This window comes from Kitasatospora sp. NPDC093806, from assembly GCF_040683335.1.
Lineage (GTDB): Bacteria > Actinomycetota > Actinomycetes > Streptomycetales > Streptomycetaceae > Kitasatospora.
The window spans coordinates 141120-163550 of record NZ_JBFBDO010000003.1; the positions used below are offsets into that span (position 1 = coordinate 141120).

The following is a 22431-nucleotide window of genomic DNA, read 5'->3' on the forward strand; positions in this document are numbered from 1 at the left end:
GGCCGCCGCTCAGGCGCCGCCGTATTCGCACCCTCACCCGGTTGTGGACGAGGGGGTAAATCAGATCTTCCTATTAATGGGCGGCTGGAATGAAATGGCAAGTCAGCTTCCAGCAATCCAGTCGGTGTTCGGTAACGTCTGATTTCGCCTGCATCGTTTCGATTTCACGCCGGGAATTCGCGAGAAAATCGGAAGCCGTCAACGGCAGCAGGTGCTGTCAGGACCGAGCCCACCGGGCCGGGACGGCCGCCCCGGCCCATCCGGTGCCGGGACGCCGTCACCCCGGGCACACAGCAGGGGAGTTCGTGCGCTGATGACCATTGACCACGACAGCGTGCCAAGGCCCGGCCGGCCCCTGTCCGGCCCGCGCCCACCCGCGACCGGGCTGCTCGACCGCCCGGCGCGCTCGGCCCAGACCCGCAGCGCCCTGCCGGCCCGCCGGCACCGCCGCCCGGTCCGCGTCAGGTTCGCGCTGCCCGTCGCCCTGGTCGCCGTCGACGCCCTCGCCCTGTGCACCGCCACCGGGATCGCCAACCGCGCCCTGGACCCCGCCGTCCGGGTCGCCCCGCTGCTCGGCGTCGCCGCCCTGCTGCCGCTGCTCCTCGTGCTCAACCTCGCCGGCGGCCTCTACCGCACCCGGCTCACCCTGTCCGTCCTCGACGAACTGCCCGCCCTCACCGCGCGGGCCGTGGTCGCCGCCGCCTTCGCGATCAGCCTGGCCGGCTGCCTCGAAGGCCACTGGCCCGACTCCGGCCCCGCCACCCCGGCCCGGCTCACCGTCCTGCTCGGCACCCAGCTGCTGCTCGCCGTCTGCGGCCGCGCCCTGCTCTACCACCTGGTCCGCCGGATCCGCCGCAGCCGGCCCAGCCCCGTCCTGGTGCTCGGCGCCGGCCGGCTCGGCCGCCGGGTCGCCGCCGCCCTCAGCGAGCGCCGCGAGTACGGCATGCGCCCGGTCGGCTTCCTCGACCCCGACCCGCCGCTGCTCGCCGGCGACACCGACCTGCCGGTGCTCGGCGGCCGCGAGGTCCTCGAACGCGAGATCCGCCGCCACCGCGTCCACCACGTGGTCGCCACCGCCGGCGCCGCCGACGAGGCCGAGACCGCCGCCGCCCTGCGGGACGCCGCCCGGCTCGGCTGCCAGGTCTGGCTGGTCCCCGCCCTGCGCGAGTACGGCTCGCTCGGCGCCGGACCGCTGGCCGGCGCCGACCACCTCTGGGGCTTCCCCTGTCTACGGGTCGGCCGCGCCGCGACCCGCCGCCCCGGCTGGCTCGCCAAGCGCACCCTCGACATCACCGCCGCCGGCCTCGGCCTGCTGCTGCTGTCCCCCGTGCTCGCCCTCTGCGCGCTCGCCGTCCGCTTCGACACCGGCCCCGGCGTCCTCTTCCGCCAGCAGCGCACCGGACTCGACGGCCGGGTCTTCACCGTCCTCAAGTTCCGCACCCTGCGCCCGAGCAACGAGCACGAGTCCGCCACCCGCTGGAACATCGCCCAGGACCACCGGATGGGCGCCGTCGGCCGGCTGCTGCGCCGCAGCTCCCTCGACGAGCTCCCGCAGCTGTGGAACGTGCTGCGCGGCGACATGAGCCTGGTCGGCCCGCGCCCCGAACGCCCCTACTTCGTCATGCGGTTCAGCCAGGCCTACCCCGAGTACGCGGACCGCCACCGCGTCCCGGTCGGCCTCACCGGCCTCGCCCAGGTCAACGGACTGCGGGGCGACACCTCGATCGAGGACCGGGCCCGCTTCGACAACCGCTACATCGAGAGCTGGAGCCTCTGGCAGGACGTCAAGATCCTGTGCCGCACCGCGGCCCTCATGCTCCACCCGGACGGGAGCTGATCAACGCCGTGGCCCTGACCCTCGCCGAAACCCCGCGTCCGGCAAGCCTGTTACGGCGTGCGGGGGCCGCGCTCGACCGGCGGCCCAGCCTGCTGGCCGCCGCCACCGTGCTGCTGGTCTGCGTCCCCACCGGCGAGAAGGACGTCGCGGCCGCCGTCCACATCACCGCCGCCGACCTGGCCTCGCTCGCCCTGGTCGCGCTCACCGCCGTGCACCTGCTGCGCGGCCGGGCCCCCGCGATCGGCCGGGCCGACGCCGTCCGGTTCGGCGCGGTGGTGACCGCCGCCGCGGTCGCCACCGTCGGCTCGATCGACCCGGCGACCAGCCTCACCGGCTTCGTCCGGCTCACCCAGGTCTTCGTCCTGGTCCCGGCCGCGGTGCTGTGCGCCCTGCGCGACCGCACCGACCAGCGGCTGGTGCTCGGCTCCTTCGTGGCCGCCGCGCTGATCCAGGGCGTGGTCGGCGTCCACCAGTTCCTCACCGGAACGGGCGCCTCCTACGCCGGCCGCCCGATCCGCGCCGTCGGCACCTTCGGCGCGCTGGACATCATGGCGATGTCCACGGTGGTCAGCTTCGGCCTGCTCGCCGCGCTGGCGCTGGCCCTCGGCGAGCGGGGCACCGGCGGCGACCCGAGGCTGCGGCGGGCGATGTTCGCGGCCGCCGCCTTCCTCGCCCTCCCGCTCGCCGTCTCCTTCAGCCGCGGCAGCTGGATCGCCACCGCCGCGGCCGCCACCGTCCTGCTGCTGCGCGCCGACGCCCGGCTCGCCGTCCGCAGCGCCGTCCTCGGCCTGGCCGCCGTCGTCGTCCTGGTCGGCGGCTTCGGCCTCGGCGGCTCCGGCGTCACCGACCGGCTCACCTCGATCGGCTCCGTCTCCGCGGCCCCCGACCAGTCCGTCTCCGACCGCTACGACCTGTGGGCCACCGCCGGGCGGATCTGGCAGGACCACCCGGTCTCCGGCGCCGGCCCCAAGGCCTTCCAGCAACTGCGGGACAGCCACGCCCCGTTGCGGCTCTCCTCCGGCAGCGACACCGCCGACGCCACCCACGGCTTCCAGCGCGAACCGCTGCTCTCGCCGCACAACATGTACTTCCTGGTGCTCAGCGAACAGGGCCTGATCGGCCTCATCGCCTACGGCCTGCTCTTCCTCGGCCTGCTCCTCGGCACCCTCCGCCACGCGGCAGGCCCCGGCCTCGCCGCGCTCGCCCTGCTCGTCTGGGTCCTGATCGACTTCCTCTACGCCGACATCGGCGGCACCACCACCGTGCTGACCTCGATCGTGCTCGGCCTCGCCGCCCGCGCGGCCCGCCCCCGCGAGGTCCGCGCATGACGACGGAGCAGCCCACCGCCCTCGACACCCCCGCGCTCCCCGCCCCCCGCCGGGCGCCGAGCGGCTCCTCGCCCAGCGGCGTCCCCCGCCGCGGCTTCCTCGCCAAGGCCTTCGGCGTCACCGCCGTCCTCAGCGCCGCCGGCTCCGCGCTCGGCCTGCTCCGCGACCTCCTGCTGGCCCGCTACTTCGGCGCCAACCAGGGCACCGACGCCTTCCTGGTCGCCTGGACCGTCCCGGAGACCGCCGCACCGCTGCTCATCGAGGACGCCATGTCCTTCCTCATGGTGCCCGCCTTCGCCCTCGCCCTGGTGCTCCGCGAGGAACGCCCCGACGGCCCCGACCCGGTCCGCCAGCTCGTCCGCGCCACCCTGCCCTGGCTGCTGCTCGCGCTCTCCACCCTCTCGCTCGGCGCCGCCCTCGGCGCCCCCCAGCTCGTCGAGCTGCTCGCCCCCGGCCTGGCCAACCCCGGCCTCGCCGTCACCTGCACCCGGATCACCGCGATCACCGTGCTGCCGTTCGGCGTGGCCGGCTACCTGGCCGCCGCGCTGCGCGCCCACCACCGCTTCACCGCCCCGGCCGGCATCTACGTCGCCTACAACCTCGGCATCCTCGGCGTCCTGCTCACCTGCCACGGCATCTGGGGTGTGCGCTCCGCCGCGATCGGCGTCGCCCTCGGCAGCCTGCTGATGGCCGGCCTGCTGGTCGGCCCGTTCCTGCGCGGACTGCGCGCCGGCACCGCCCGCCGCGGCCGCGGCCGCCGCTCCCGCAACACCCTGGTGCTGATCCCGCTCGCCCTGCTGCCGGTCGGCGCGTTCACCCTGACCCGCCAGGCCCAGGTCTTCATCGAGCGCTACCTCGGCTCGGGCCTGCCGCCCGGCACCATCTCGCACCTCAACTACGCGGCCAAGGTGTCCCAACTCGCCATGACCGCGGGCATCCTGATCGTCACCGTCACCTTCCCGCTGGTCGCCCGGGCGCTCGCCGCCGGGGACCTCACCGCCGCCCGCGACCGGGTCGAGAAGGACCTCGGCCAGGCGGCGGCGGTCGTCCTGCTCGGCACCGCCTTCCTGATGGCCTGCGCCCCCTCGATGGTCGCGCTGCTCTTCGAACGCGGCGCGTTCGGCCCCCGGGACACCGCCGCCACCGCCGCCGTCATCCGGGTCTACAGCTTCGGCGTGCCCGCGCAGGCCCTGATCGGCGTGATGATCCGCCCCTACTTCTCGCTCCGCCCGGTGGTCCGCCGGGCCGGGGACCCGCGCCCCGAGGACGGCGGCCGCCGCCTGCTCGACTGGTACCCGGCCGGCGCGATGGCCTTCGGCCTGGTCGTCACCGTCACCGTCGGCCTGCTCGCCACCCCGCGGTTCGGCGCCCTCGGCCTGGCCGCCGGCAACGCGGCCGGCATCACCACCACCGCGGCCCTGCTGCTGCACGGCCTGGTCCTGCGGGGCATCCCGCTGCGCCTGCCGCGGATCCTCGGCGGCCAGGCCCGCCTGCTGGTCGCCGCCGCCGCGGCCGCCGCGCTCGGCGCCCCCGCCGCCGGCCTCACCAGCGACCCCCTGCTCTCGACCGCGCTCGGCGGCCTGACCGTGCTGCTGGTCTTCGCCGCCGCGGGCGCCGGCCTCGACGCCCGCGAGGTGCGCGGCCCCGTCCGGACCGCCGTCCGGGCCGCCCTCCGGGCCGCCGGGCCCGGCCGGGCCCCGAACCCGTCACCTGTCGCCGATGAAGGGAAGCCTCCCCATGGATGCTGAACGGGGATCCGTCCGGTCGGTCGCCTCGGGCGTCCGCCGCCCGGCCGCGCCGGCCGCGCCGGCGGCCACTGGACGGCGCACCGAACCGCCGCGCACCGAACCGTCGTTCACCGACGCACCGCGCACCGGCACCCGACGGCCACCGGCCCAGCTGCCCAGAAGCCGACGCCCGCCCGCCGCGGCCCCCGCCGCCGAGGGCTCCTCGCCGTGGATCCTGATGTACCACTCGGTGGCCGTCGAGGAGGAGGACCCCTACCAGCTCACGGTCAGCCCCGAGCGGTTCGCCGAACAGATCGCCTGGCTGCACCGGCGCGGCCGGCGCGGCGTCTCGGTCCGCGAGCTGATGCGGGCCCGGGCGGCCGGCCTGGACGACAAGCTGGTCGGCCTCACCTTCGACGACGGCTACGCGGACTTCGCGCGCTACGCGGTGCCGATCCTCCAGGCCTACGGCTTCACCGCCACCGCGTACGTGGTCGCCGACCTGCTCGGCCGCGCGAACGACTGGGACACCGAGGGCCCCCGGAAGACCCTGCTCACCGTCCAGGAGGTCACCGACCTCGCCGCGGCCGGCTGGGAGATCGGCTCGCACGGCCTCGGCCACCAGGCCCTGCCCGGACTGCCCGCCGACGTGCTCGCCACCCAGACCCGGGAGAGCCGCCGCGCGCTGGAGGAGGTGGTCGGCGGTCCGGTCACCGGCTTCTGCTACCCGTACGGCGCCGTCGACCTGGCCGCCACCCTGGCCGTCCGCGACGCCGGCTACGACTACGCCTGCGCCATCGCGCACTCCCCGCTCACCGGCCGGTACGCGCTGCCGCGCTGCTACGTCGGCGACCGCGACGGCGCCTGGCGGCTGCGCGCCAAACGCGGCCGGCACCGGCTGCGCGACACCGTCACCGAACTCCGCCGCTCCCGGCTGGCCACCCGCGCCGCCCGCCCCGGCGGCGATCGGGCGAACACCGGCGAGGCCTCCCGGTGAAGGTCCTGCACATCGTCACCGGCCTCGCCTCCGGCGGCGCCGAGCGCCAGCTCCAGCTGCTGCTCCGCCACCTGCCGGCCCACCAGCACTGCGAGGTGCTCGCCCTCACCAACCCCGGCACGGTGGCCGCCGCGCTGCGCGCCGACGGCGTCACCGTCCACCACCTCGGCATGCGCGGCAACCGGGACCTCGGGGCGCTGCCCCGGCTGGCCCGGCTGGTCCGGGCCGGCCGGTACGACGTGGTGCACACCCACCTCTACCGGGCCGGGCTGTACGGCCGGCTGGCCGCCCGGCTGGCCGGGGTCCGGGCCGTGGTCGCCACCGAGCACTCGCTGCACGCCGGGGTGATCGAGGGCCGCCCGGTCACCCGCGGCGTCAAGGGCCTCTACCTGGCCGCCGAACGCCTCGGCACCACCACCGTCGCGGTCTCCCGGCAGGTCGCCCAGACCCTGCACGCCTGGGGCGTCCCGCCGGGCCGGGTCGAACTGATCCCGAACGGCATCGACACCGCCCGCTACCACCGCCCGGCCGCCGACCGGGCCGCCACCCGGGCCCGGCTGCGCGCCGAGCTCGGCCTGCCGCCGGGCGGCTGGGCGATCGGCGGGGTCGGCCGGCTGGTCCCCGGCAAGCGCTTCGAGGTGCTGCTGGAGGCGCTGGCCGGACTGGACCGGGCGGCACACCTGGTGCTGATCGGCGAGGGCCCGGAACGGGCCGCCCTGGAGCGGCGGGCCGCCGAACTCGGCGTCCGCGACCGGGTGCGGCTCACCGGCGAACGCGACGACGTGCCCGAACTGCTCACCGCCCTCGACGTGCTGGCCGCCCCCTCCACCGAGGAGACCTTCGGCCTCGGCGTGCTGGAGGGGCTCGCGGCCGGCCTGCCGGTCCGGCACAGCGCCTGCCCGGCGCTGGACGAACTGCCGCCCACCGCCGCCCCGCAGGCCCGCCGGATCCCGTCCGAGGCCGCCGCCTACACCGCCGCGCTGCGCGAGCTGCGCCACCTCGACGACCTCAGCACCGACCCGCTGCCCCGGCCCCCCGCCGTCGGCCACTACGACATCGTCCGGGTCGCCGCCGACCTCGGCGCCCTCTACGACCGCCTGGCCCCCGCTTGAGCCGGGACCCGGAGCTTCCCAGACGCCGGGCCGCCGGCCGGGCGGCCCTCATACCCAAGGAGTCCCGATGACCGATCCGCGCCGAAGCGCCATCCGGCTGGCCCGCCGCTGGTGGCCGATGGCCCTCGCGGTCCCGCTGGGCGCCGCCGCCGGCGCCGGGTACGCCGCGGTGGCCCAGCCCTCGTACGCCGCCAACTCCTACGTGATCGTGGTGCCGGAGAACGTCGGGGAGGCCGCCACCGCGGTCAACTTCGCCCAGGCGTACGGCCGGCTGGCCGGCCAGCCGCAGGTGCTCGCGGCGGCCGCCGCCGAGACCGGGCACCGCCGGGCCGACCTGGAGGCCTTGGTACACGGCACCACCTCGCCGGACGCCCCGATGATCGAGATCACCGGCACCGGCGCCAACCCGCAGGAGGCCGTCCTGGCGGCGGACGCGGTGGCCCGCTCGCTGGTGGCCTTCGGCAACGTCAGCAGCAAGGAGACCGGGGTCCGGCTGGTGCCGCTGGCGGCCGCCGCCGAGCCCGACAAGCCGACCACGCCGTCCGCCCAGCTGGACGTGGCGGTCGGCGGCGCGGCCGGGGTGCTGATCGGGGCGCTGGTGATGATGACCCGCCGCCGCCGTACCGCCGAACCCGTGTCCGGGCCCGCCGAGCCCGCACCCACCGAGCCCGGGCCGGGCGGCCCGACCACCCCGCGTCCGCGGGCCGCCGAGCCGGCGGACGAGGACAAGGCCAAGGCCGGGGTGAAGGTCGAGGTCAAGGCCGAACCGAAGGGCGAGGCCGAGCCCGAGGGGAAGGACAGCGGCGGCAAGGAGAAGGACCGGGACAGGGAGAAGGACCGGGCGAAGGGCACGGACGAGGCCGACGCCAAGGACGCCAAGGAGGCCAAGTCCAAGACCGACCCCAAGACCGAGCCCAAGACCGGCCCCAAGGCGGCCGGGACCACCGTCGGGAGCGGCCGATGAGCACCGAGGCCGCCGCCCCCGCCACCGGCCTCCCCGCCCAGGCCTGCCGCCCCCGCTGGACCACCGAGCTCCGCCGCGAGGACGACGCCCTGGACACCCTCGCGGAGGAGTGGGACGACCTGGTCACCCGCTGCGGGACCGCCACCTTCTTCCAGGCCGCCGTCTGGCAGCGCTCCTGGTGGCGCCAGTACGGCCGTCCCGGCGCCCTGCTGGTGGTGCTGGTGCGCCGGGACGGCCGACTGGTCGGCGCGGGCGCGTTCCAGCGCCGCCGCGGCCCGCTCGGCGGCCTGACCGGGCTCGGCGCCGGCCTGATCGACTACACCGACATCCTGCTCGACGACTCCTGCGCCGAGCGCGCGGCCGCCGAGTTCGCCGCCGCCCTGCCGCTCACCCGCCCCTGGCACAGCCTCGACCTGCGTGAGGTCCGCCCGGAGGCGGCCGTCCAGCGGGTCTTCGAACAGTGGCGCGGCCGGCGCCGCCGCTTCGCCGACTCGCTCTGCCAGTACCTGCCCGCGGTCCCGATGAACGAGATCCTCAAGCGGGTGCCCGGCAAGACCGCCCAGCGCAGCCGGGTCAAGCTGCGCAAGATCGCCGAGTCCGGGGTGGAGGTGCGCTCGACCGCGCCCGAGGACGTGCCGGAGGCACTGGACGGGCTGCTGCGGCTGCACTTCCTGCAGTGGCAGGACCGCGGCGTCACGCCGGAGCACCGGACCGAGCGGTTCGCCCGGCACCTGGACGAGTCCACCGCCGGCCTGGTCGCCACCGGCCGGGCGGCCGTCCACCAGTACTGGCTGGAGGGCGAGCTGGTGGCGGTGAACCTGCTGCTGCTCTGCCCGTCCTTCGGCGGCCTCTACCTGTACGGCGCGCACCCGAAGCTGCGGGACCGGCTGGACATCGCGGGGCTGCTGTTCGGCGCGGCGCTGGACGAGACGATCGGCGCGGGGATCCCGGTGCTCAGCCTGCTGCGCGGCCAGGAGCCGTACAAGCAGCGCTGGCGGCCGGACCGGCTGCCCAACGAGCGGTTGCTGTTCGGCCCGCGCGGCCCGGCCCCGGCGGCCGCCGCCCGGGGTGGCGCGGTGCGCGCCCGGAAGGCGGCCGTGCACGTCCTCACCACCCGGCTGCCGAGGCTCAAGGAGGCCTTGGCAGCCCGTCGGCGGAGCTGACCCGCCGGGCCGGCTACCACCACCACCAGGGCCGGGCCGTGCGCGACGGGCTCGGCAGCGTGGTCGGGGTCGGGCTCGTCGTGGGCCGGGCCGCCGGCGTCGGCGCGGCGGGCGCGGCGGGCGAGGTGGGCGCGGTCGGCACGAGCGGCGCGGTGGGGGAGGCCGCGGGGCTGCCCGAGAAGGTCGGCGAGGCCGCCGGGGACGGGGAGGCCGGCGCCGTCGGCTGCACCGGGGCGGTCGGAGTGGCCGGGGTGGCCGGCTGGGTCGGGGTGCCCGGGGCCGGCGGCTGGGTCGGGGCGGTCGGGGTGGTCGCGCCCTTGGAGCCGGCCATCAGCTGCCGGAACCGGGCGCTGGAGCGCGGGTTCCGGTCGCACTGCCAGAACCCGTGCGGACAGTAGTCGGTGACGGTCTGGTACGCGGTGTCGTGGGTGCGGATCCACTCCACCATCCGCTGCACGAACTCCGGGTTGTCCCCGTTCCGGAACAGGCCCCACTCGGGGTACGAGACCGGCTTGCCGTGCCGGGCCGCGAACTCGACCTGGTCCTGCAGCCCGTACGGCTCGCTCACGTAGTCGGTGAAGGTGCCGCCGGCCGGCTGGTCGTAGCTGTCCATGCCGATGATGTCGACCACGTCGTCGCCCGGGTAGCACTTGGTCCACGGGATCGCGTCCAGGCCGCGGTTGGGCGTGAAGTCGAAGCGGAACCGCTGCCCGGGTACTGAGCGCATCACCGTGACGATCCGCCGCCAGTAGGTCTTCCAGGCGGTCGGGTCGGGCTTGCAGCGGTGCGTGTAGGTGACGCCGTTCATCTCCCAGCCGAGGGTGAGCACGGTGTCCGCGCCGCCCAGGGCGACCAGCCGGCGGGCCAGCCGGAGGAAGTGCCGGTCGAAGTCGCCGCGCGCGCCCTGGGCGAGCAGCCGGGCCACCTCGCCGTCCGGCACGTTGGCCTCGTTGGGCACCAGCATCGGCACGCCGAGGATGAGCATCCGGGACGGGTCGGCCAGCCGCCACTGCGACCACATGCCGAGCACCGCCGGCTCGCCCTCGACGTCCGACCAGCCGTTGCCGGCCAGGTAGGTGTGGCCGACCTGGAGGTTGGCGTTGCCGAGCCACTGCGCGTACCGGTTGATCTGCGGGATGTAGTTGTCCCAGGAGCCGACGAAGGCCCCGAACGGCGGTTCGTGCGGGGGCCGCTGGACCGGCGGCCGGGGGGCGGCCCCGCGCGGTGAGATCGCGTCGGAGGAGAGGGTGTGCCGCTCGGTCTGGCTCAGTGGCGTCCCGGCGGGGACGCTGGCGGTGGTGAGCAGCAGCAGGGCGGCGGCTGCCAGCGCCAGGCGGCCGAATCGCATGGTCTCTCCTCGGGCGGTGCCCCGGGTGGTGCCACGGTCGGGGCGGAGCTGGGCAGGGCGACGCAGCGTGGTGCCCCGCTTGCCGACAGTAGGCCCGAGCGGAGGGGGAAAAGCCGAATGTCACCCTAAAGTGGGCGATATTCGAACCGCCGTCCGGCGGTGTGTCATGTATCACCTCGGTAACAGTCCTGGCGGTGGCGGGCGGTCCGCCGGGGCGCCCGGCCCGGGCGGCGGCCGGGGTGCCACCGGGCCCGACGGCGCAGGTCGGTGGGCCGGCGCCGGCGGGGCGGACGGAAACGGTGGGTGGGGTTCCGCCGTCGGGCGGCCGGGAGAAGCCCGGCTGACTCGCGCGGCCGCCGAAAGGTACGCTCCGGCCGTGTCCTGGAAGTCGCGCGCCCTCAGCCCCCGGTCGATCCTCCCTGCCTCGGCGGTGCTGCTGGTCCTTGTGGCGGGCGCGGCCGCGCACGCCAACAAGCCGGTCCCGTTCGGCGACCGGGTGGCCGCCAAGGGCGCCTCGGAGGCCAGCCCGGACGCCGCCGTGACGCTGGACGCCGCCGACCTCGACCTCCGGGTCGGGCCGGGCCTGGAGGCGTACCACAAGGCCACCGGCGAGCACGCCTGGTCGTACCAGCGCGAGGGTGCCACCGCGCTCTACCTGGCGATGGCCGGCGAGAGCGCCGTGGTGGTCTGGGACGACGGCCTGGTCACCTCGGTCCGGCCCGGCGACCACGCGGTGCGCTGGCACCGGGCGGTGCCCGGCCTGGCCGACTGGCTGAGCGGCGACGGCGAGCCCGGCGCGGACAAGCGCACCGAGGAGCAGCGCAAGCAGCTCGCCACCGAGCGGGCCGCGGCCTCGCTGCGCACCGTCCGGGAGTCCGCGCCCTGGGTGGCGGTGGTCACGCCCAACCTGACCATGGGCTTCCGCGACGCCGACGGCGACCTGCGCTACAACTCCAAGCCGGCCGGCAACTGCCTCTACGACCCGACCCGCACGGTGGCCACCGACCACGCGGTGCTGGTGCCGCGCAGCTGCGCCAACAGCGGCGGGCAGCAGGTCTCCGGCGGGATCTCCGGCTACCGGATGGACAGTTCCGGCTGGCAGCTCAACGCCGGGCCGGGCGTCTCGATGAAGGCGCTGGACGGCCGCCGGGTGCTGATCTCGGACGGCCCGATCGTCGCGCCCAAGGTCTTCGACACCAAGGCGGCCGCGCCCGAGGCGGCCTGCGGCAGCCCGGCCGAGGCCTTCGCCGCCGTCCGCCCCGCGGGCGGCTGCGCGGCCGAGAGGACCGGGCAGCAGGCCCGGTAGACCGGCCGGGCCGGGGTTGCCGGGGTACCCCCGGTGGGTAACTTCTCCGGGACCGCCCGCGCGGCCCGGTAGACTTGCCGTCATGGCTGTTCTCTCCGGGCACTAGCGGACGAGCGGCGCCGCCCCGCGCGGCACGCCGACCCGCCGACGACGCCCCTTCCCGCCGCCCCGGCCCGTGACGTGTCCGGGCGCCCGCCCACGCCTCAGGAGTAGTCCCCAGCCATGATTTCCGCCAACGGTCTCGAACTGCGCGCCGGTGCCCGAATCCTGATCGAGTCCGCGAACTTCAAGGTCGCCCCCGGCGACCGGATCGGCCTGGTCGGGCGCAACGGCGCCGGCAAGACCACGCTCACCAAGGTGCTGGCCGGCGAGGGCATCCCGGCGGCGGGTACGGTCGTCCGCTCCGGCGAGGTCGGCTACCTGCCGCAGGACCCGCGCACCGGCGACCTCGACGTCCTCGCCAAGGACCGCATCCTCTCCGCCCGCGGCCTCGACACCGTGCTGCGGAAGATGCGCGAGAACGAGGACCGGATGGCGAACGGCAAGGGCGCCACCCAGGAGAACGCGATGAAGAAGTACGCGCGCCTGGAGACCGAGTTCCTCACCAAGGGCGGGTACGCCGCCGAGGCCGAGGCCGCCACCATCGCCGCCGCGCTGGGCCTGCCGGACCGCATCCTGGGCCAGCCGCTGCACACCCTCTCCGGTGGTCAGCGCCGCCGCGTCGAGCTGGCCCGGATCCTCTTCTCGGACTCCGACGTGCTGCTGCTCGACGAGCCCACCAACCACCTCGACGCCGACTCGATCGTCTGGCTGCGGGACTTCCTGAAGACCTACAAGGGTGGCTTCATCGTCATCTCGCACGACGTCGAGCTGGTCGAGACGGTCGTCAACAAGGTCTTCTACCTGGACGCCAACCGCTCCGCGATCGACGTCTACAACATGGGCTGGAAGCAGTACCAGCAGCAGCGCGAGGACGACGAGAAGCGCCGCAAGCGCGAGCGGGCCAACGCCGAGAAGAAGGCCGCCACGCTGAACGCGCAGGCCGACAAGATGCGCGCCAAGGCGACCAAGACGGTGGCCGCGCAGAACATGGCCCGCCGTGCCGACAAGCTGCTCTCCGGTCTGGAGCAGGTCCGGCAGAGCGACAAGGTCGCCAAGCTGCGCTTCCCGGACCCGGCTCCGTGCGGCAAGACCCCGCTGACCGCCGCCGACCTCTCCAAGTCCTACGGCTCGCTGGAGATCTTCACCGGCGTCGACCTGGCCATCGACCGCGGCTCCCGGGTCGTCGTGCTGGGCTTCAACGGCGCCGGCAAGACCACCCTGCTGCGGATGCTGGCCGGGGTGGAGAAGCCGGACACCGGCGAGGTGATCCCGGGCCACGGCCTGAAGATCGGCTACTACGCCCAGGAGCACGAGACCCTGGACCCGGAGCGGACGGTGCTGGAGAACATGCGTTCCTCCGCGCCGGACACCGACCTGGTGCAGATCCGCAAGATCCTCGGCTCGTTCCTGTTCTCCGGCGACGACGTCGACAAGCCGGCCGGGGTGCTCTCCGGCGGCGAGAAGACCCGGCTGGCGCTGGCCTCGCTGGTGGTCTCCAGCGCCAACGTGCTGCTGCTCGACGAGCCCACCAACAACCTGGACCCGGCCAGCCGCGAGGAGATCCTCGGCGCGCTGCGCGAGTTCTCCGGCGCGGTCGTGCTGGTCACCCACGACGAGGGCGCGGTCGACGCGCTCCAGCCGGAGCGGATCATCCTGCTGCCGGACGGTGTCGAGGACCTCTGGAACCCCTCCTACGCCGACCTGGTCAGCCTGGCCTGATCCAGCCGAGCCCGCGGGCCCGGTCGTCCGTACGGACGACCGGGCCTTCGTTTTCCCGTCCGGCCGGAGGTAGACATTCCGTCCGTCCTTTGGACCAGAAAAACTAGTCCTTTCGGCGTGTCCGGGAATGAAGAGGTCGTGCATTCCGTTTGAGGAGCTCCCGTCGGCCCGCCACTCGATCGTGGTCGGGCCCACGCTGCTGATCAGCAATTTCTTGCCGAACGGCCCAAGCGCCCCGGGGGCGTGCACTCTGAGTGAGCGCCCTTGTGCGCTCGGATCACCACCGAAGGACCGCCCATTCCCGACATGGACCTTGTCGAATGGGTGGCCAGGACGCGGTGGATGGGTGATCATGGGAATCTGACCGAGCAACGCTACGAGGAGGCACGGGTGGCCGAGACTCTGAAAAAGGGCAGCCGGGTGACCGGTGCCGCGCGTGAGAAGCTCGCGGCCGATCTCAAGAAGAAGTACGACTCCGGGGCGAGCATTCGCGCTCTCGCGGAGGAGACCGGTCGCTCGTACGGCTTCGTGCACCGGATGCTGAGCGAGTCCGGAGTGATCCTCCGGGGCCGCGGCGGTGCCACGCGGGGCAAGAACAAAGCTACTGCTGGAGCTGGTTCCTGACGCTCCGTCGAATCACCGGACGGATGACTCGGCGGCAGGGCGTCGACCGGGGAGACGACTGAGGATCGTCCGCCCCCGGCCCGGGCGAACCGGCCGCCGATCGTCATTGTCAGCGGCCGGCGAGCGACCCCGCCGCATGGCACCCGTCCGGTGCCGTCTATCGTTTTCCGATGCCCCCTGCCGTGGCGTCGCCAGTTTTGTTACTCTCCGGTAGCCAAGCATTCGTGCCACCGGAGGTGCCCGCATGACCGCTCCCGCCACCGATCCGCAGACCCCGAACCGGGAGCAGGACGGCGTCCGGCTGGAGATCGACGGCGAGCTCGCCGTCGTCACCCTCTGTCAGCCCAAGCGGCGCAACGCCCAGTCGCCCGCGATGTGGCGTGCCCTCGCCGCCGTCGGCCGCGAGCTGCCCGGCACCGTGCGGGTGGTCCTGCTGCGCGCCGAGGGCGTCTCCTTCTCCGCCGGTCTCGACCGCGCGATGTTCACCCCCGAGGGCATCCCCGGCGAGCCCAGCTTCCTGCAGCTGGCCGCCGCCGGGGACAAGGAGCTCGACGAGACCATCGCCGGGTACCAGGAGGCCTTCAGCTGGTGGCGCCGCTCCGACCTGGTCACCATCGCCGCCGTCCAGGGCCACGCGGTCGGCGCCGGCTTCCAGCTCACCCTCGGCTGCGACCTGCGGGTGGTCGCCGACGACGTCCAGTTCGCGATGAAGGAGACCTCGCTCGGCCTGGTCCCCGACCTCACCGGCACCAAGCCGCTCACCGAGCTCGTCGGCTACGCGCGGGCCCTGGAGATCTGCGCCACCGGCCGCTGGGTCGGCGCCGAGGAGGCCACCGCGATCGGCCTGGCCAACCTCGCCGTCCCGGCCGCCGAACTCGACGCCGCCGCCCGGGACCTCGCCGCCGCGCTGCTCGCCGCGCCGCGCAACGCCGTCATCGAGACCAAGGCGCTGCTGCGGGGCGCCGGCGGCCGCGACTACGAGGAGCAGTGCGCGGCCGAGCGGGTGGCCCAGGCCCGCCGACTGCGCGACCTGGCCGGCATCGGCGACTGATCGGGATCGTCGACCGGCTCGACGAGGGCCCGGCTCCGGGGGGATCACCCCGGGAGCCGGGCCCTTGTTGCGTTCGGGGGTGCTCCGGGGGCGGGAATCGTGGCGGAATGCCAGAGTTGGAGCGATTTGCGATATAGCTGGAGCCGCACGACGGGAGATGAGCCCATGCCTGACACTCCGACGCCCGCCACCATGCACAAGAACCCCTCGACCGGTGCCGCCGCGCCCCACGCGCCGACCCCGGCCGCGGGCGTGGGCGGGAGCGCGGGAGGGGGCCAGGCGGTCGGCGACCGCGGCCGCACCGCGCTGGCCGTCGGCGTGGTCGAGAAGATCGCCGGGATGGCCGCCCGCGAGGTCGGCGGCATCCACGCGCTCGGCTCCGGCTTCGCCCGCACCTTCGGCGCGATGCGCGACCGGGTCCCCGGCGGGCGCAGCAGCGTCGGACGCGGGATCAAGGCCGAGGTGGGGGAGAAGCAGACCGCCATCGACATCGCGCTGGTCGTCGAGTACGGCGTCGTCATCCCCGAACTCGCCCGCCAGGTGCGGGAGAACATCATCGACGCGGTCGAGCGGATGACCGGGCTGGAAGTCGTCGAGGTCAACATCGCCGTCAACGACGTCCACCTGCCCGACGAGCCCGACGTCGAGGAGGAGGAAGAGGAAGTCCCCTCCTCCGGGCAGCGGCCCAAGCTGAAGTGACCCTGCTGGCGAAGACGAGGTGGAACGGATGAACCTGGCCATCGTCGGCCTGGTGGTGGGAATGGCCCTCGGCTTCGCCGGCTACTTCGGCGGGTTCGCGGCCTTCCTGCTGGTGGCGGCGCTCGGGGTGGTCGGATTCGTGGTCGGGCGCCTGCTGGAGGGCGACATCGAACTCGGCGAGCTCGGTGACCTGCTGCGCAGCCGCGACCGGCGGGGCTGATGGCGGCCCTCGCCCCGGCGCCCGCCACCCGCGAACCCGGTGCGCGCGGCCGGCTGCGGATCGCCGACCGGGTCTACGCCCGGATCGCCGCCCGGGCGGCCCGCGAGGCCCTCGCCGAGGCCTGGCTGGGGCGGGCCGAGCGGGGCGGACCGCCGACGGTCTCGGTCACCGCGCCGTCCGGGCCGAACGCACCGGTCACCGTCCGGGTCGCGGTGGACCTGCCCTTCCCCGCCGACCTCGCCGCCCTGGCCCGGGCCGTCCGCGACCGGATCGTCACCCAGGTCGGGGGGCTGACCGGCACCCGGGTGGCGGAGGTGGTCGTGGTGGTGGAGCGGCTGGTGACGGAGGTGGCCGGGTGAGCGGGTGGGGTGGGGGTGCGCGGGTCGGCTGGCGGGCGGGAGTGGCGGGAGTGACGGGAGTGGTGATGGGGCGTGGGGGCGGGTGCGGGCACCGGGGCGCGGTGCGGTGGCCGGTCGGGGGTGGGCGGGGCGCCGGGGTGGCCTGTCACGGTGGCTGCTGGATGACCGCCCGGCCCGCCGCGAGCCCGCCGCCCGTGAGCGGGCCGGGCACCGCACCACGGGTCGCGCGCCGTCGGGCGCCCGGGGCGGAGGGGCGGTCGTGAGCGGTGGGACGCCGCCGGACGCCGCCCTGAAGGTGCCGCGGCCGCGGGCGCCCCGCACCGCCGCGGCCGCCGTGGTCGCGACCGTGCTGCTGGTGGCGGCCGGGGCGCTGCTCTACGACGTGATCGCCGTCCGGACCGGGCACCCGGCCCGGCGCTGGCGCGCGGAGATCGCCGACCAGCTGGCCACCCGGCACCTGGACGACCTCGCGGTGCTGCTCGGCGCGGGCGCGGCCACCCTGGTCGGCGGCTGGCTGCTCGCCCTCGCCTTCGCCCCCGGTCTGCGCCGCTGGCTGCCGCTGCGCCCGCACGGCGCGACCGCCGCCGTCATCGACCGGTCCGGCGTGGCCGCGCTGCTGGCCGACCGGGCGGCCGCACTGCCGGGGGTCGACCACCTGAAGGTGCGGATCAACCGGCGCCGGGTGCGGATCGCGTTCACCGGAGCGGCCGAACCGGCCACCGTGCAGCGGCAGTTGCGCGAGGAGCTGGCGGCGCTCGCGCTGGCCCGGCCGCCGCGGCTGGACGTGCGGTCCGGGGGCCGGCGCGGCCGGCCGGTGGAGCAGCGGGCGGAGCGGCCCGCGGAGGGTGGTGGCGGGGAGTGAGCCGGACGGGCGTCAACCGGGTGCTGCTCGGTGTGGTCGGCGCGGTGCTGCTGGTGGCCGGGGTGCTGGTGCTGGCCGGCGGCCTCGACCTGTACCGGCGGCTGGGGGCCGATCCGCCGGACTGGTGGCCGCTCACCTCGCCCGATCAGCCGGTGGTCAGCGGGCGTTCGCGGACCCGGTGGGTGGCCCAGGCGTGGTGGTGGCCGACGGTGATCGCCGGGCTGGCGGTGCTGGTCGTGGCCACCGCCTGGTGGCTGGTGGTTCAGCTGCGCCGGAGCGGGCCGACGACCGTCGCGGTACCGACGCCCGGGGTGCCGGGGCTGCGGCTGCGGCTGCGCGCGAGGGCGCTGGAGGAGGCGGTGGAGACCGGCACGGTGGCGCTCCCCGAGGTGGAGCGGGTGGGGGTGCGGCTGGTCCGCGGGCCCCGGCACCCGCGCCTGCGGGCGGCCGTCCGGATGACCCCGGGGGGTGATCCGGACGCGCTCGCCCAGCACTTCGAGACCGGCCCGCGCACCGGGGCGCGGGCCAGCCTGGGGTTGCCGGAGCTGCCCGCCGACCTGCGGATCCGGGTGGTCGCGGCCCGGCCGGAGGTCACCGGACGGCAGCGCGGCCGGCGCAAGCACCCGCGCGTGGTGTGAGCCCCGGGCGCACCCGCCGGCCGTGCGCCGGGCGGGTGCCTCCGTACGCCGGACGGGTGGCCGACCAGGCCGACCGGGGCGGGTGGGGCGGGTGGGGCGTCAGAGGCCGCGCAGGGCGCCGCCGTCGACCGGGACCATCACGCCGGTGAGGTAGGAGGCGGCGGGGGAGAGCAGGAAGGCGGCGACCTTGCCGAACTCCTCGGGCGTGCCGTAGCGGCCGAGCGGGATGCCGGCGCTGTTCCGGGCCCGGGCGGCGTCCGGGTCGCCGCCGAGCGCGTCGAGCTCGCGCACCCGGTCGGTGTCGATCCGGGCCGGGAGCAGGCCGACCACCCGGATGCCGCGCGGGCCGAGCTCGTCGGCGAGCGACTTGGCGGCCATCGCCAGGCCGGGACGCAGGCCGTTGGAGATGCCGAGGCCGCCGATCGGCTGGCGGACCGAGCCGGACAGCACGAAGCCGATCACCCCGCCCTCGCCGAGCGTCTCGGCGGCGGTGCGGGCGATCCGCAGGGCGCCGAGGAAGACCGACTCGAAGGCGTCCCGCCAGGCCTGCTCGGGGGCGGTGGAGACCGGGCCGGCCTGCGGTCCGCCGACGCTGATCAGGACGCCGTCCAGTCGGCCGAAGCGCTCGACGGCCACCTCGACCAGCCGGGCGGCGGTGGCCGGGTCGGCGTTGTCGGCCACCAGGCCGTGCACCGCCCCGGCGCCGTCGGCGAGGGCCGCGAGTTCGGCCACGGCGGCGTCGACGGACTCCTTGCTCCGGCCGCTGACCAGCACCCGGGCGCCGTCGGCGGCGAGTTCGCGGGCGGTCGCGAGGCCCAGGCCCCGGGTCGCGCCGGTGACCACGTACACCTTGTTCTGCAGTCCAAGATCCATGGTGGTCATCCTGCCGGGTGGGAGGGGGGAGGAGGTAGTGGGGACGCCGGGATGGTCAGTGGCCGAATCATGACGATGACCGGCTGAAAGTTGACGGCGATACAAAAGTTAGGGAAACCTACCCTTGCTTTCCGCATCCACCATCCCCTCGTCCCCGGAGTCGTCATGCCCGAATTCCAGCCGACCGTCCAGGCCCCGGGGGGAGCCGTGGACGCGCCGGACGACGCGCAGCGAAGAATGCGGGTCGCCGGGGCCGTCGCCGCCGTTTGCCTGCTCTGGGGGGCCAGCGCCTGGACCGCCGGGCACCTGCACTCCGACCCGGCGCTGCACACGGTGGCGCTGTTCGCGCACCTGGCGGCGCTGGTGGTCGGGTTCGGCGCGGTGCTGGCGATCGACTACTACGGGCTGCTCTGGGTGCTCGGCCGCCGCACGCTGCGCGAGGTGGTCGACTTCACCGCGCCGCTGCACGTGCCGGTCTGGGGCGGGCTGGCCGGGCTGACCCTGAGCGGGGTGCTGCTGGAGCCGCGGCTGGACGCCGGACTGACCCAGCTCAAGCTCTTCCTGGTGCTGTTGATCGCCCTCAACGGGGTGTACGCGACCACCCTGCACCGTCGGCTGGCGGCGTACGGGGAGCGGCGCCCGCCGGCCCGGCTGCTGGCCCGCGGCGCCGGTTCGGCCCTGGTCTCGCAGGCCGGCTGGTGGGGCGCGGTGCTGATCGGCTTCTACAACACCCAGCAGCACTGAGGCACCGGCACGGCACGGGCGCCCGGCACCGCTGGCATTGACGCCCGCGTCAAGGTCTACCGTCGTTCCCGGCGGCGTCCGAACGGCTGCCGGAAGGGCAGGGGCCGGACATGCGGATCGGTGAACTGGCGGAGCGGGCGGGCACGACCACCCGGGCACTGCGGTACTACGAGCAGCTCGGGCTGCTCCCGGCCCGGCGGGCCGGCAACGGCTACCGCGCCTACGGCGAGGAGGACCTGCGGCTGCTGCGGCAGATCCGCACCCTGCAGGACTTCGGCTTCGGCCTGGAGGAGACCAGGCCGTTCGTCGAGTGCCTGCAGGCGGGCCACCCGCACGGCGACTCCTGCCCGGCCTCGCTGGAGGTCTACCGGAAGAAGCTCTCCGAGCTGGACGAGTGCATCGCCCGGCTCCAGGAGGTCCGCGCCCAGGTGTCCGAGCAGTTCGTCCGGGCCGAGCGGGAGCGTGACGCGCTGGCGGCCGGGGCCGTCGGCGAGCCGCCGCAGTGCGAATGGGCCGCGCAGTCGGCAGTCGAGAGTGGGGAGAACTAGACCATGGTGCAGATCGCAGGGGTGGCGGCGGTGACGGACGAGTCCTTCGCCGCCGAGGTGCTGGCCGCCGAGGGACCCGTCCTGGTGGACTTCACGGCGGACTGGTGCCCGCCGTGCCGGCAGATGGCGCCGGTGCTGGCGGAGCTCGCCCGGGAGGAGGCGCACCGGCTGACCGTGGTCAGCCTGGACGTCGACCGCAACCCGGAGACCCAGGCCGCGTACGGGGTGCTCTCGATGCCGACGCTGATGGTGTTCCGGGGCGGCGAGCCGGTGAAGTCGGTGGTCGGCGCCCGGGCCAAGGCCCGGCTGCTGCGCGACCTGGACGACGTGCTGTAGCCGGCGTGTTGTAGCCGACGTGCCGCGGCCGCCCGGCTCAGGCCGGGACGGCGACCGCCGCGACCTCGGCCTCGGCGGCCTCCTTGCGGCGGTCCCTGGCCTCGCGCCGGGCCATCACCAGGAACCCGACCGGGATCATCGCGGTGAACAGCCACCACTGGATCGCGTACGCCATGTGCGGGCCGATGTCGGAGTGGTTGGGCTCGGGCAGCAGCTCGGGCTGGGCGGCCGGGGCCGGCTCGGTGGCGGTGAGCTCCAGGTAGCCGCCGAGCAGGGCGGCGCCGGTCTCCTTGCCCTGCTGGGTGGTGCTGATCAGGTTGAACTGCCCGTCCGGCAGGCCGGCCCGGTCCTTGAGGCTGCCGGACGCGGCCTCGTCGGCGCGCAGCCGGCCGGTCAGGGTGACCTGGCCGGCCGGGACCGCCGGGACCGCCGGGTACTCGGCGGCGGAGGAGCCGGAGGGCACCCAGCCGCGGTTCACCAGGACGCTGCCCTTGCCGTCGGCGAGCACCAGCGGGGTGACCACGAAGTAGCCGATCTTGTCCCCGCTGGAGTCGGTCCGCTTGCGGACCACGAACTCGTGCGCCGGGTCGTACTGCCCGGTGGCCGTCACGGCGCGCCAGGTGAGGTCCTTGGGGACCGCGAAGCCGGGCTCGGCCGACAGCGTGTCGTACGGCACCGGCGGGGCGGCGAGCGACTGGGTGATCAGCTCGTTGCGGTCCACCCGCGCCTCGTGGCGGTGCAGCTGCCAGAACCCCAGCCGGATCGTGGTGGGGATCAGCAGCAGGGCGATCAGCAGGGTGATCAGCCAGTGCCGGGAGAGCAGAAAACGGTACACATGGGCACGGTACGCCGTACTCACAACCGGCTCACGCACCGGGGTGCGGGGCGACCTCGCGCAGCAGCTGGAGGAAGGCGTCCTCGCCGACCACCGGGGTGCCGACCTCGCGGGCCTTGCGGGCCTTGCCGCTCCAGCTGCCCGGCTCGTTGGTGACCAGCAGGCTGGTGAGCCGGCTCACCGAGCCGGCGATGTGCAGGCCGGCCTCGACGGTGCGGTCCTCCAGCAGCTCGCGGTCGGTGGCGGTGTCGCCGGTGAACGCCACCCGCATGCCCTGGACCAGCGGCTTGCCGTCCTCCCAGCGCCCGGGGTTCGGGTACGGGCAAGGCGGGCGCTTCTTGGCCTGGCGGTAGGAGGAGCCGGTCCAGGAGGAGCGGGCGGCGGAGGCGGGCGCGTCCTCGCCGAGGTCGGTGACGGCCAGGCAGGCCTGCAGCGGCAGCGGGACGCCCCCCGAGCGGGCCAGCTCCAGGCTGGGGCGGAACGCCTCGGCGAGCACCCGGGCGTCGTCCAGCGCGTTGTGCGCCTGGCGCTGGCGGACGCCGAAGTACTCGGCGAGCGCGGACAGCTTGCCGTTGGGCAGCGGCAGCCGCAGGTCGCGGGCCAGCACCATGGTGCAGATCCGCTGGTCGACCGGGGCGCGCAGGCCGGCCCGGGAGAACTCGCGGGAGATCATGTTCCAGTCGAAGAGCGCGTTGTGGGCGACCATCACCCGGCCGCTCAGCCGCTCGGCGAACTCGCCGGCGATCTCCGGGAAGGTGGGCGCGCCGGCCAGCTGCTCGCTGGTCAGGCCATGGATCCAGACCGGGCCCGGGTCGCGCTCCGGGTTGACCAGGGTGTACCAGTGGTCGGTGACGTGGCCGTCGCCGTCCAGCTGGTAGACGCCCGCCGAGATGACGCGGTCGGTCCGGCCGAGGCCGGTGGTCTCGACGTCCACCACCGCGAATCCGGCGTCGGGGGCGGCGGACCGCTGCGCCGGGAGGGGCGCGGTCCGCGGTGCTGCGCCGGGGGTCTCGGGTTGGATCGCGTACATGGTCCAACA

The 22431-nt window shown here is 75.1% G+C and carries 23 protein-coding genes; 19 read left to right on the forward strand and 4 right to left on the reverse strand.

Features of this window, described 5'->3' with window-relative positions:
• Positions 1-313 precede the first annotated feature (313 nt).
• From AB0N76_RS04195 to AB0N76_RS04225, 7 genes are all read left to right on the forward strand, one after another.
• Positions 314-1837 (forward strand): exopolysaccharide biosynthesis polyprenyl glycosylphosphotransferase, encoded by a 1524-nt coding sequence (locus AB0N76_RS04195; RefSeq protein ID WP_363552940.1) that lies wholly within the window; start codon positions 314-316, stop codon positions 1835-1837.
• An 8-nt stretch (positions 1838-1845) separates the two neighbouring features.
• On the forward strand, positions 1846-3165 hold the full coding sequence (locus AB0N76_RS04200; protein ID WP_363552942.1) for an O-antigen ligase family protein: 1320 nt from the start codon (positions 1846-1848) through the stop codon (positions 3163-3165).
• Entirely contained in the window at positions 3162-4913 is a 1752-nt protein-coding gene (locus AB0N76_RS04205; RefSeq protein ID WP_363552944.1) for a lipid II flippase MurJ, read from the forward strand. The genes AB0N76_RS04200 and AB0N76_RS04205 overlap by 4 nt, the downstream gene beginning before the upstream one ends.
• On the forward strand, positions 4903-5889 hold the full coding sequence (locus tag AB0N76_RS04210; RefSeq protein WP_363552946.1) for a polysaccharide deacetylase family protein: 987 nt from the start codon (positions 4903-4905) through the stop codon (positions 5887-5889). The genes AB0N76_RS04205 and AB0N76_RS04210 overlap by 11 nt, the downstream gene beginning before the upstream one ends.
• Positions 5886-7001, forward strand: a complete 1116-nt coding sequence (locus tag AB0N76_RS04215; protein WP_363552948.1) for a glycosyltransferase — start codon at positions 5886-5888, stop codon at positions 6999-7001. The genes AB0N76_RS04210 and AB0N76_RS04215 overlap by 4 nt, the downstream gene beginning before the upstream one ends.
• A gap of 67 nt (positions 7002-7068) precedes the next feature.
• Positions 7069-7965: a hypothetical protein gene (locus tag AB0N76_RS04220; protein ID WP_363552950.1), complete on the forward strand. Its 897-nt coding sequence runs from the start codon at positions 7069-7071 to the stop codon at positions 7963-7965.
• Positions 7962-9128: a GNAT family N-acetyltransferase gene (locus AB0N76_RS04225; protein WP_363552952.1), complete on the forward strand. Its 1167-nt coding sequence runs from the start codon at positions 7962-7964 to the stop codon at positions 9126-9128. Before AB0N76_RS04220 ends, AB0N76_RS04225 begins: the two co-directional genes overlap by 4 nt.
• Positions 9129-9141: 13 nt before the next feature.
• Here AB0N76_RS04225 and AB0N76_RS04230 read toward each other — a convergent pair whose 3' ends face one another.
• Positions 9142-10476, reverse strand: coding sequence for a glycosyl hydrolase (locus AB0N76_RS04230; protein WP_363552954.1), 1335 nt, complete (start codon positions 10474-10476; stop codon positions 9142-9144).
• A gap of 376 nt (positions 10477-10852) precedes the next feature.
• Here AB0N76_RS04230 and AB0N76_RS04235 point away from each other — a divergent pair, with 376 nt between their 5' ends.
• The 9 genes from AB0N76_RS04235 (at position 10853) to AB0N76_RS04275 (ending at position 18056) form a co-directional block, all read left to right on the forward strand.
• On the forward strand, positions 10853-11782 hold the full coding sequence (locus AB0N76_RS04235) for a hypothetical protein (RefSeq protein ID WP_363552956.1): 930 nt from the start codon (positions 10853-10855) through the stop codon (positions 11780-11782).
• Between the two features lie 222 nt (positions 11783-12004).
• On the forward strand, positions 12005-13603 hold the full coding sequence (gene abc-f, locus AB0N76_RS04240; RefSeq protein WP_363552958.1) for a ribosomal protection-like ABC-F family protein: 1599 nt from the start codon (positions 12005-12007) through the stop codon (positions 13601-13603).
• A 390-nt stretch (positions 13604-13993) separates the two neighbouring features.
• Complete coding sequence (locus AB0N76_RS04245; protein ID WP_030059940.1) at positions 13994-14227, forward strand: helix-turn-helix domain-containing protein; 234 nt, start codon at positions 13994-13996, stop codon at positions 14225-14227.
• Between the two features lie 244 nt (positions 14228-14471).
• Positions 14472-15278 carry an enoyl-CoA hydratase/isomerase family protein gene (locus AB0N76_RS04250; protein ID WP_363552960.1) on the forward strand — a complete coding sequence of 269 codons (807 nt, stop codon included), beginning with the start codon at positions 14472-14474 and terminating at the stop codon, positions 15276-15278.
• A 165-nt stretch (positions 15279-15443) separates the two neighbouring features.
• A complete protein-coding gene (locus AB0N76_RS04255; protein ID WP_363552962.1) occupies positions 15444-15977 on the forward strand; it encodes an Asp23/Gls24 family envelope stress response protein in 534 nt (177 codons plus the stop codon).
• Positions 15978-16005: 28 nt separating this feature from the next.
• Positions 16006-16197 carry a hypothetical protein gene (locus tag AB0N76_RS04260; protein ID WP_363552964.1) on the forward strand — a complete coding sequence of 64 codons (192 nt, stop codon included), beginning with the start codon at positions 16006-16008 and terminating at the stop codon, positions 16195-16197.
• Positions 16197-16556 (forward strand): hypothetical protein, encoded by a 360-nt coding sequence (locus AB0N76_RS04265; protein ID WP_363552966.1) that lies wholly within the window; start codon positions 16197-16199, stop codon positions 16554-16556. The genes AB0N76_RS04260 and AB0N76_RS04265 overlap by 1 nt, the downstream gene beginning before the upstream one ends.
• Positions 16557-16815: 259 nt before the next feature.
• Entirely contained in the window at positions 16816-17418 is a 603-nt protein-coding gene (locus AB0N76_RS04270; RefSeq protein ID WP_363552968.1) for a DUF6286 domain-containing protein, read from the forward strand.
• Positions 17415-18056 (forward strand): alkaline shock response membrane anchor protein AmaP, encoded by a 642-nt coding sequence (locus tag AB0N76_RS04275; RefSeq protein WP_363552970.1) that lies wholly within the window; start codon positions 17415-17417, stop codon positions 18054-18056. The genes AB0N76_RS04270 and AB0N76_RS04275 overlap by 4 nt, the downstream gene beginning before the upstream one ends.
• Positions 18057-18155: 99 nt before the next feature.
• Here AB0N76_RS04275 and AB0N76_RS04280 read toward each other — a convergent pair whose 3' ends face one another.
• Entirely contained in the window at positions 18156-18929 is a 774-nt protein-coding gene (locus tag AB0N76_RS04280; RefSeq protein WP_363552972.1) for an SDR family oxidoreductase, read from the reverse strand.
• A gap of 165 nt (positions 18930-19094) precedes the next feature.
• On the opposite strand from AB0N76_RS04280, the gene AB0N76_RS04285 reads away from it, so the two are divergent.
• The 3 genes from AB0N76_RS04285 (at position 19095) to trxA (ending at position 20557) form a co-directional block, all read left to right on the forward strand.
• Complete coding sequence (locus AB0N76_RS04285) at positions 19095-19673, forward strand: hypothetical protein (protein WP_363552974.1); 579 nt, start codon at positions 19095-19097, stop codon at positions 19671-19673.
• Between the two features lie 110 nt (positions 19674-19783).
• The gene (locus tag AB0N76_RS04290; RefSeq protein ID WP_363552976.1) at positions 19784-20221 is read left to right on the forward strand and encodes a MerR family transcriptional regulator; all 438 of its coding nucleotides are present in this window, start codon (positions 19784-19786) and stop codon (positions 20219-20221) included.
• A 3-nt stretch (positions 20222-20224) separates the two neighbouring features.
• A complete protein-coding gene (gene trxA, locus AB0N76_RS04295; protein WP_363552978.1) occupies positions 20225-20557 on the forward strand; it encodes a thioredoxin in 333 nt (110 codons plus the stop codon).
• A gap of 37 nt (positions 20558-20594) precedes the next feature.
• Here the strand turns inward: trxA and AB0N76_RS04300 are convergent, their stop codons facing one another.
• Positions 20595-21392 carry an SURF1 family protein gene (locus AB0N76_RS04300; RefSeq protein ID WP_363552980.1) on the reverse strand — a complete coding sequence of 266 codons (798 nt, stop codon included), beginning with the start codon at positions 21390-21392 and terminating at the stop codon, positions 20595-20597.
• Positions 21393-21423: 31 nt separating this feature from the next.
• The gene (locus tag AB0N76_RS04305) at positions 21424-22422 is read right to left on the reverse strand and encodes a DEDDh family exonuclease (protein ID WP_363552982.1); all 999 of its coding nucleotides are present in this window, start codon (positions 22420-22422) and stop codon (positions 21424-21426) included.
• Positions 22423-22431: the final 9 nt, after the last annotated feature.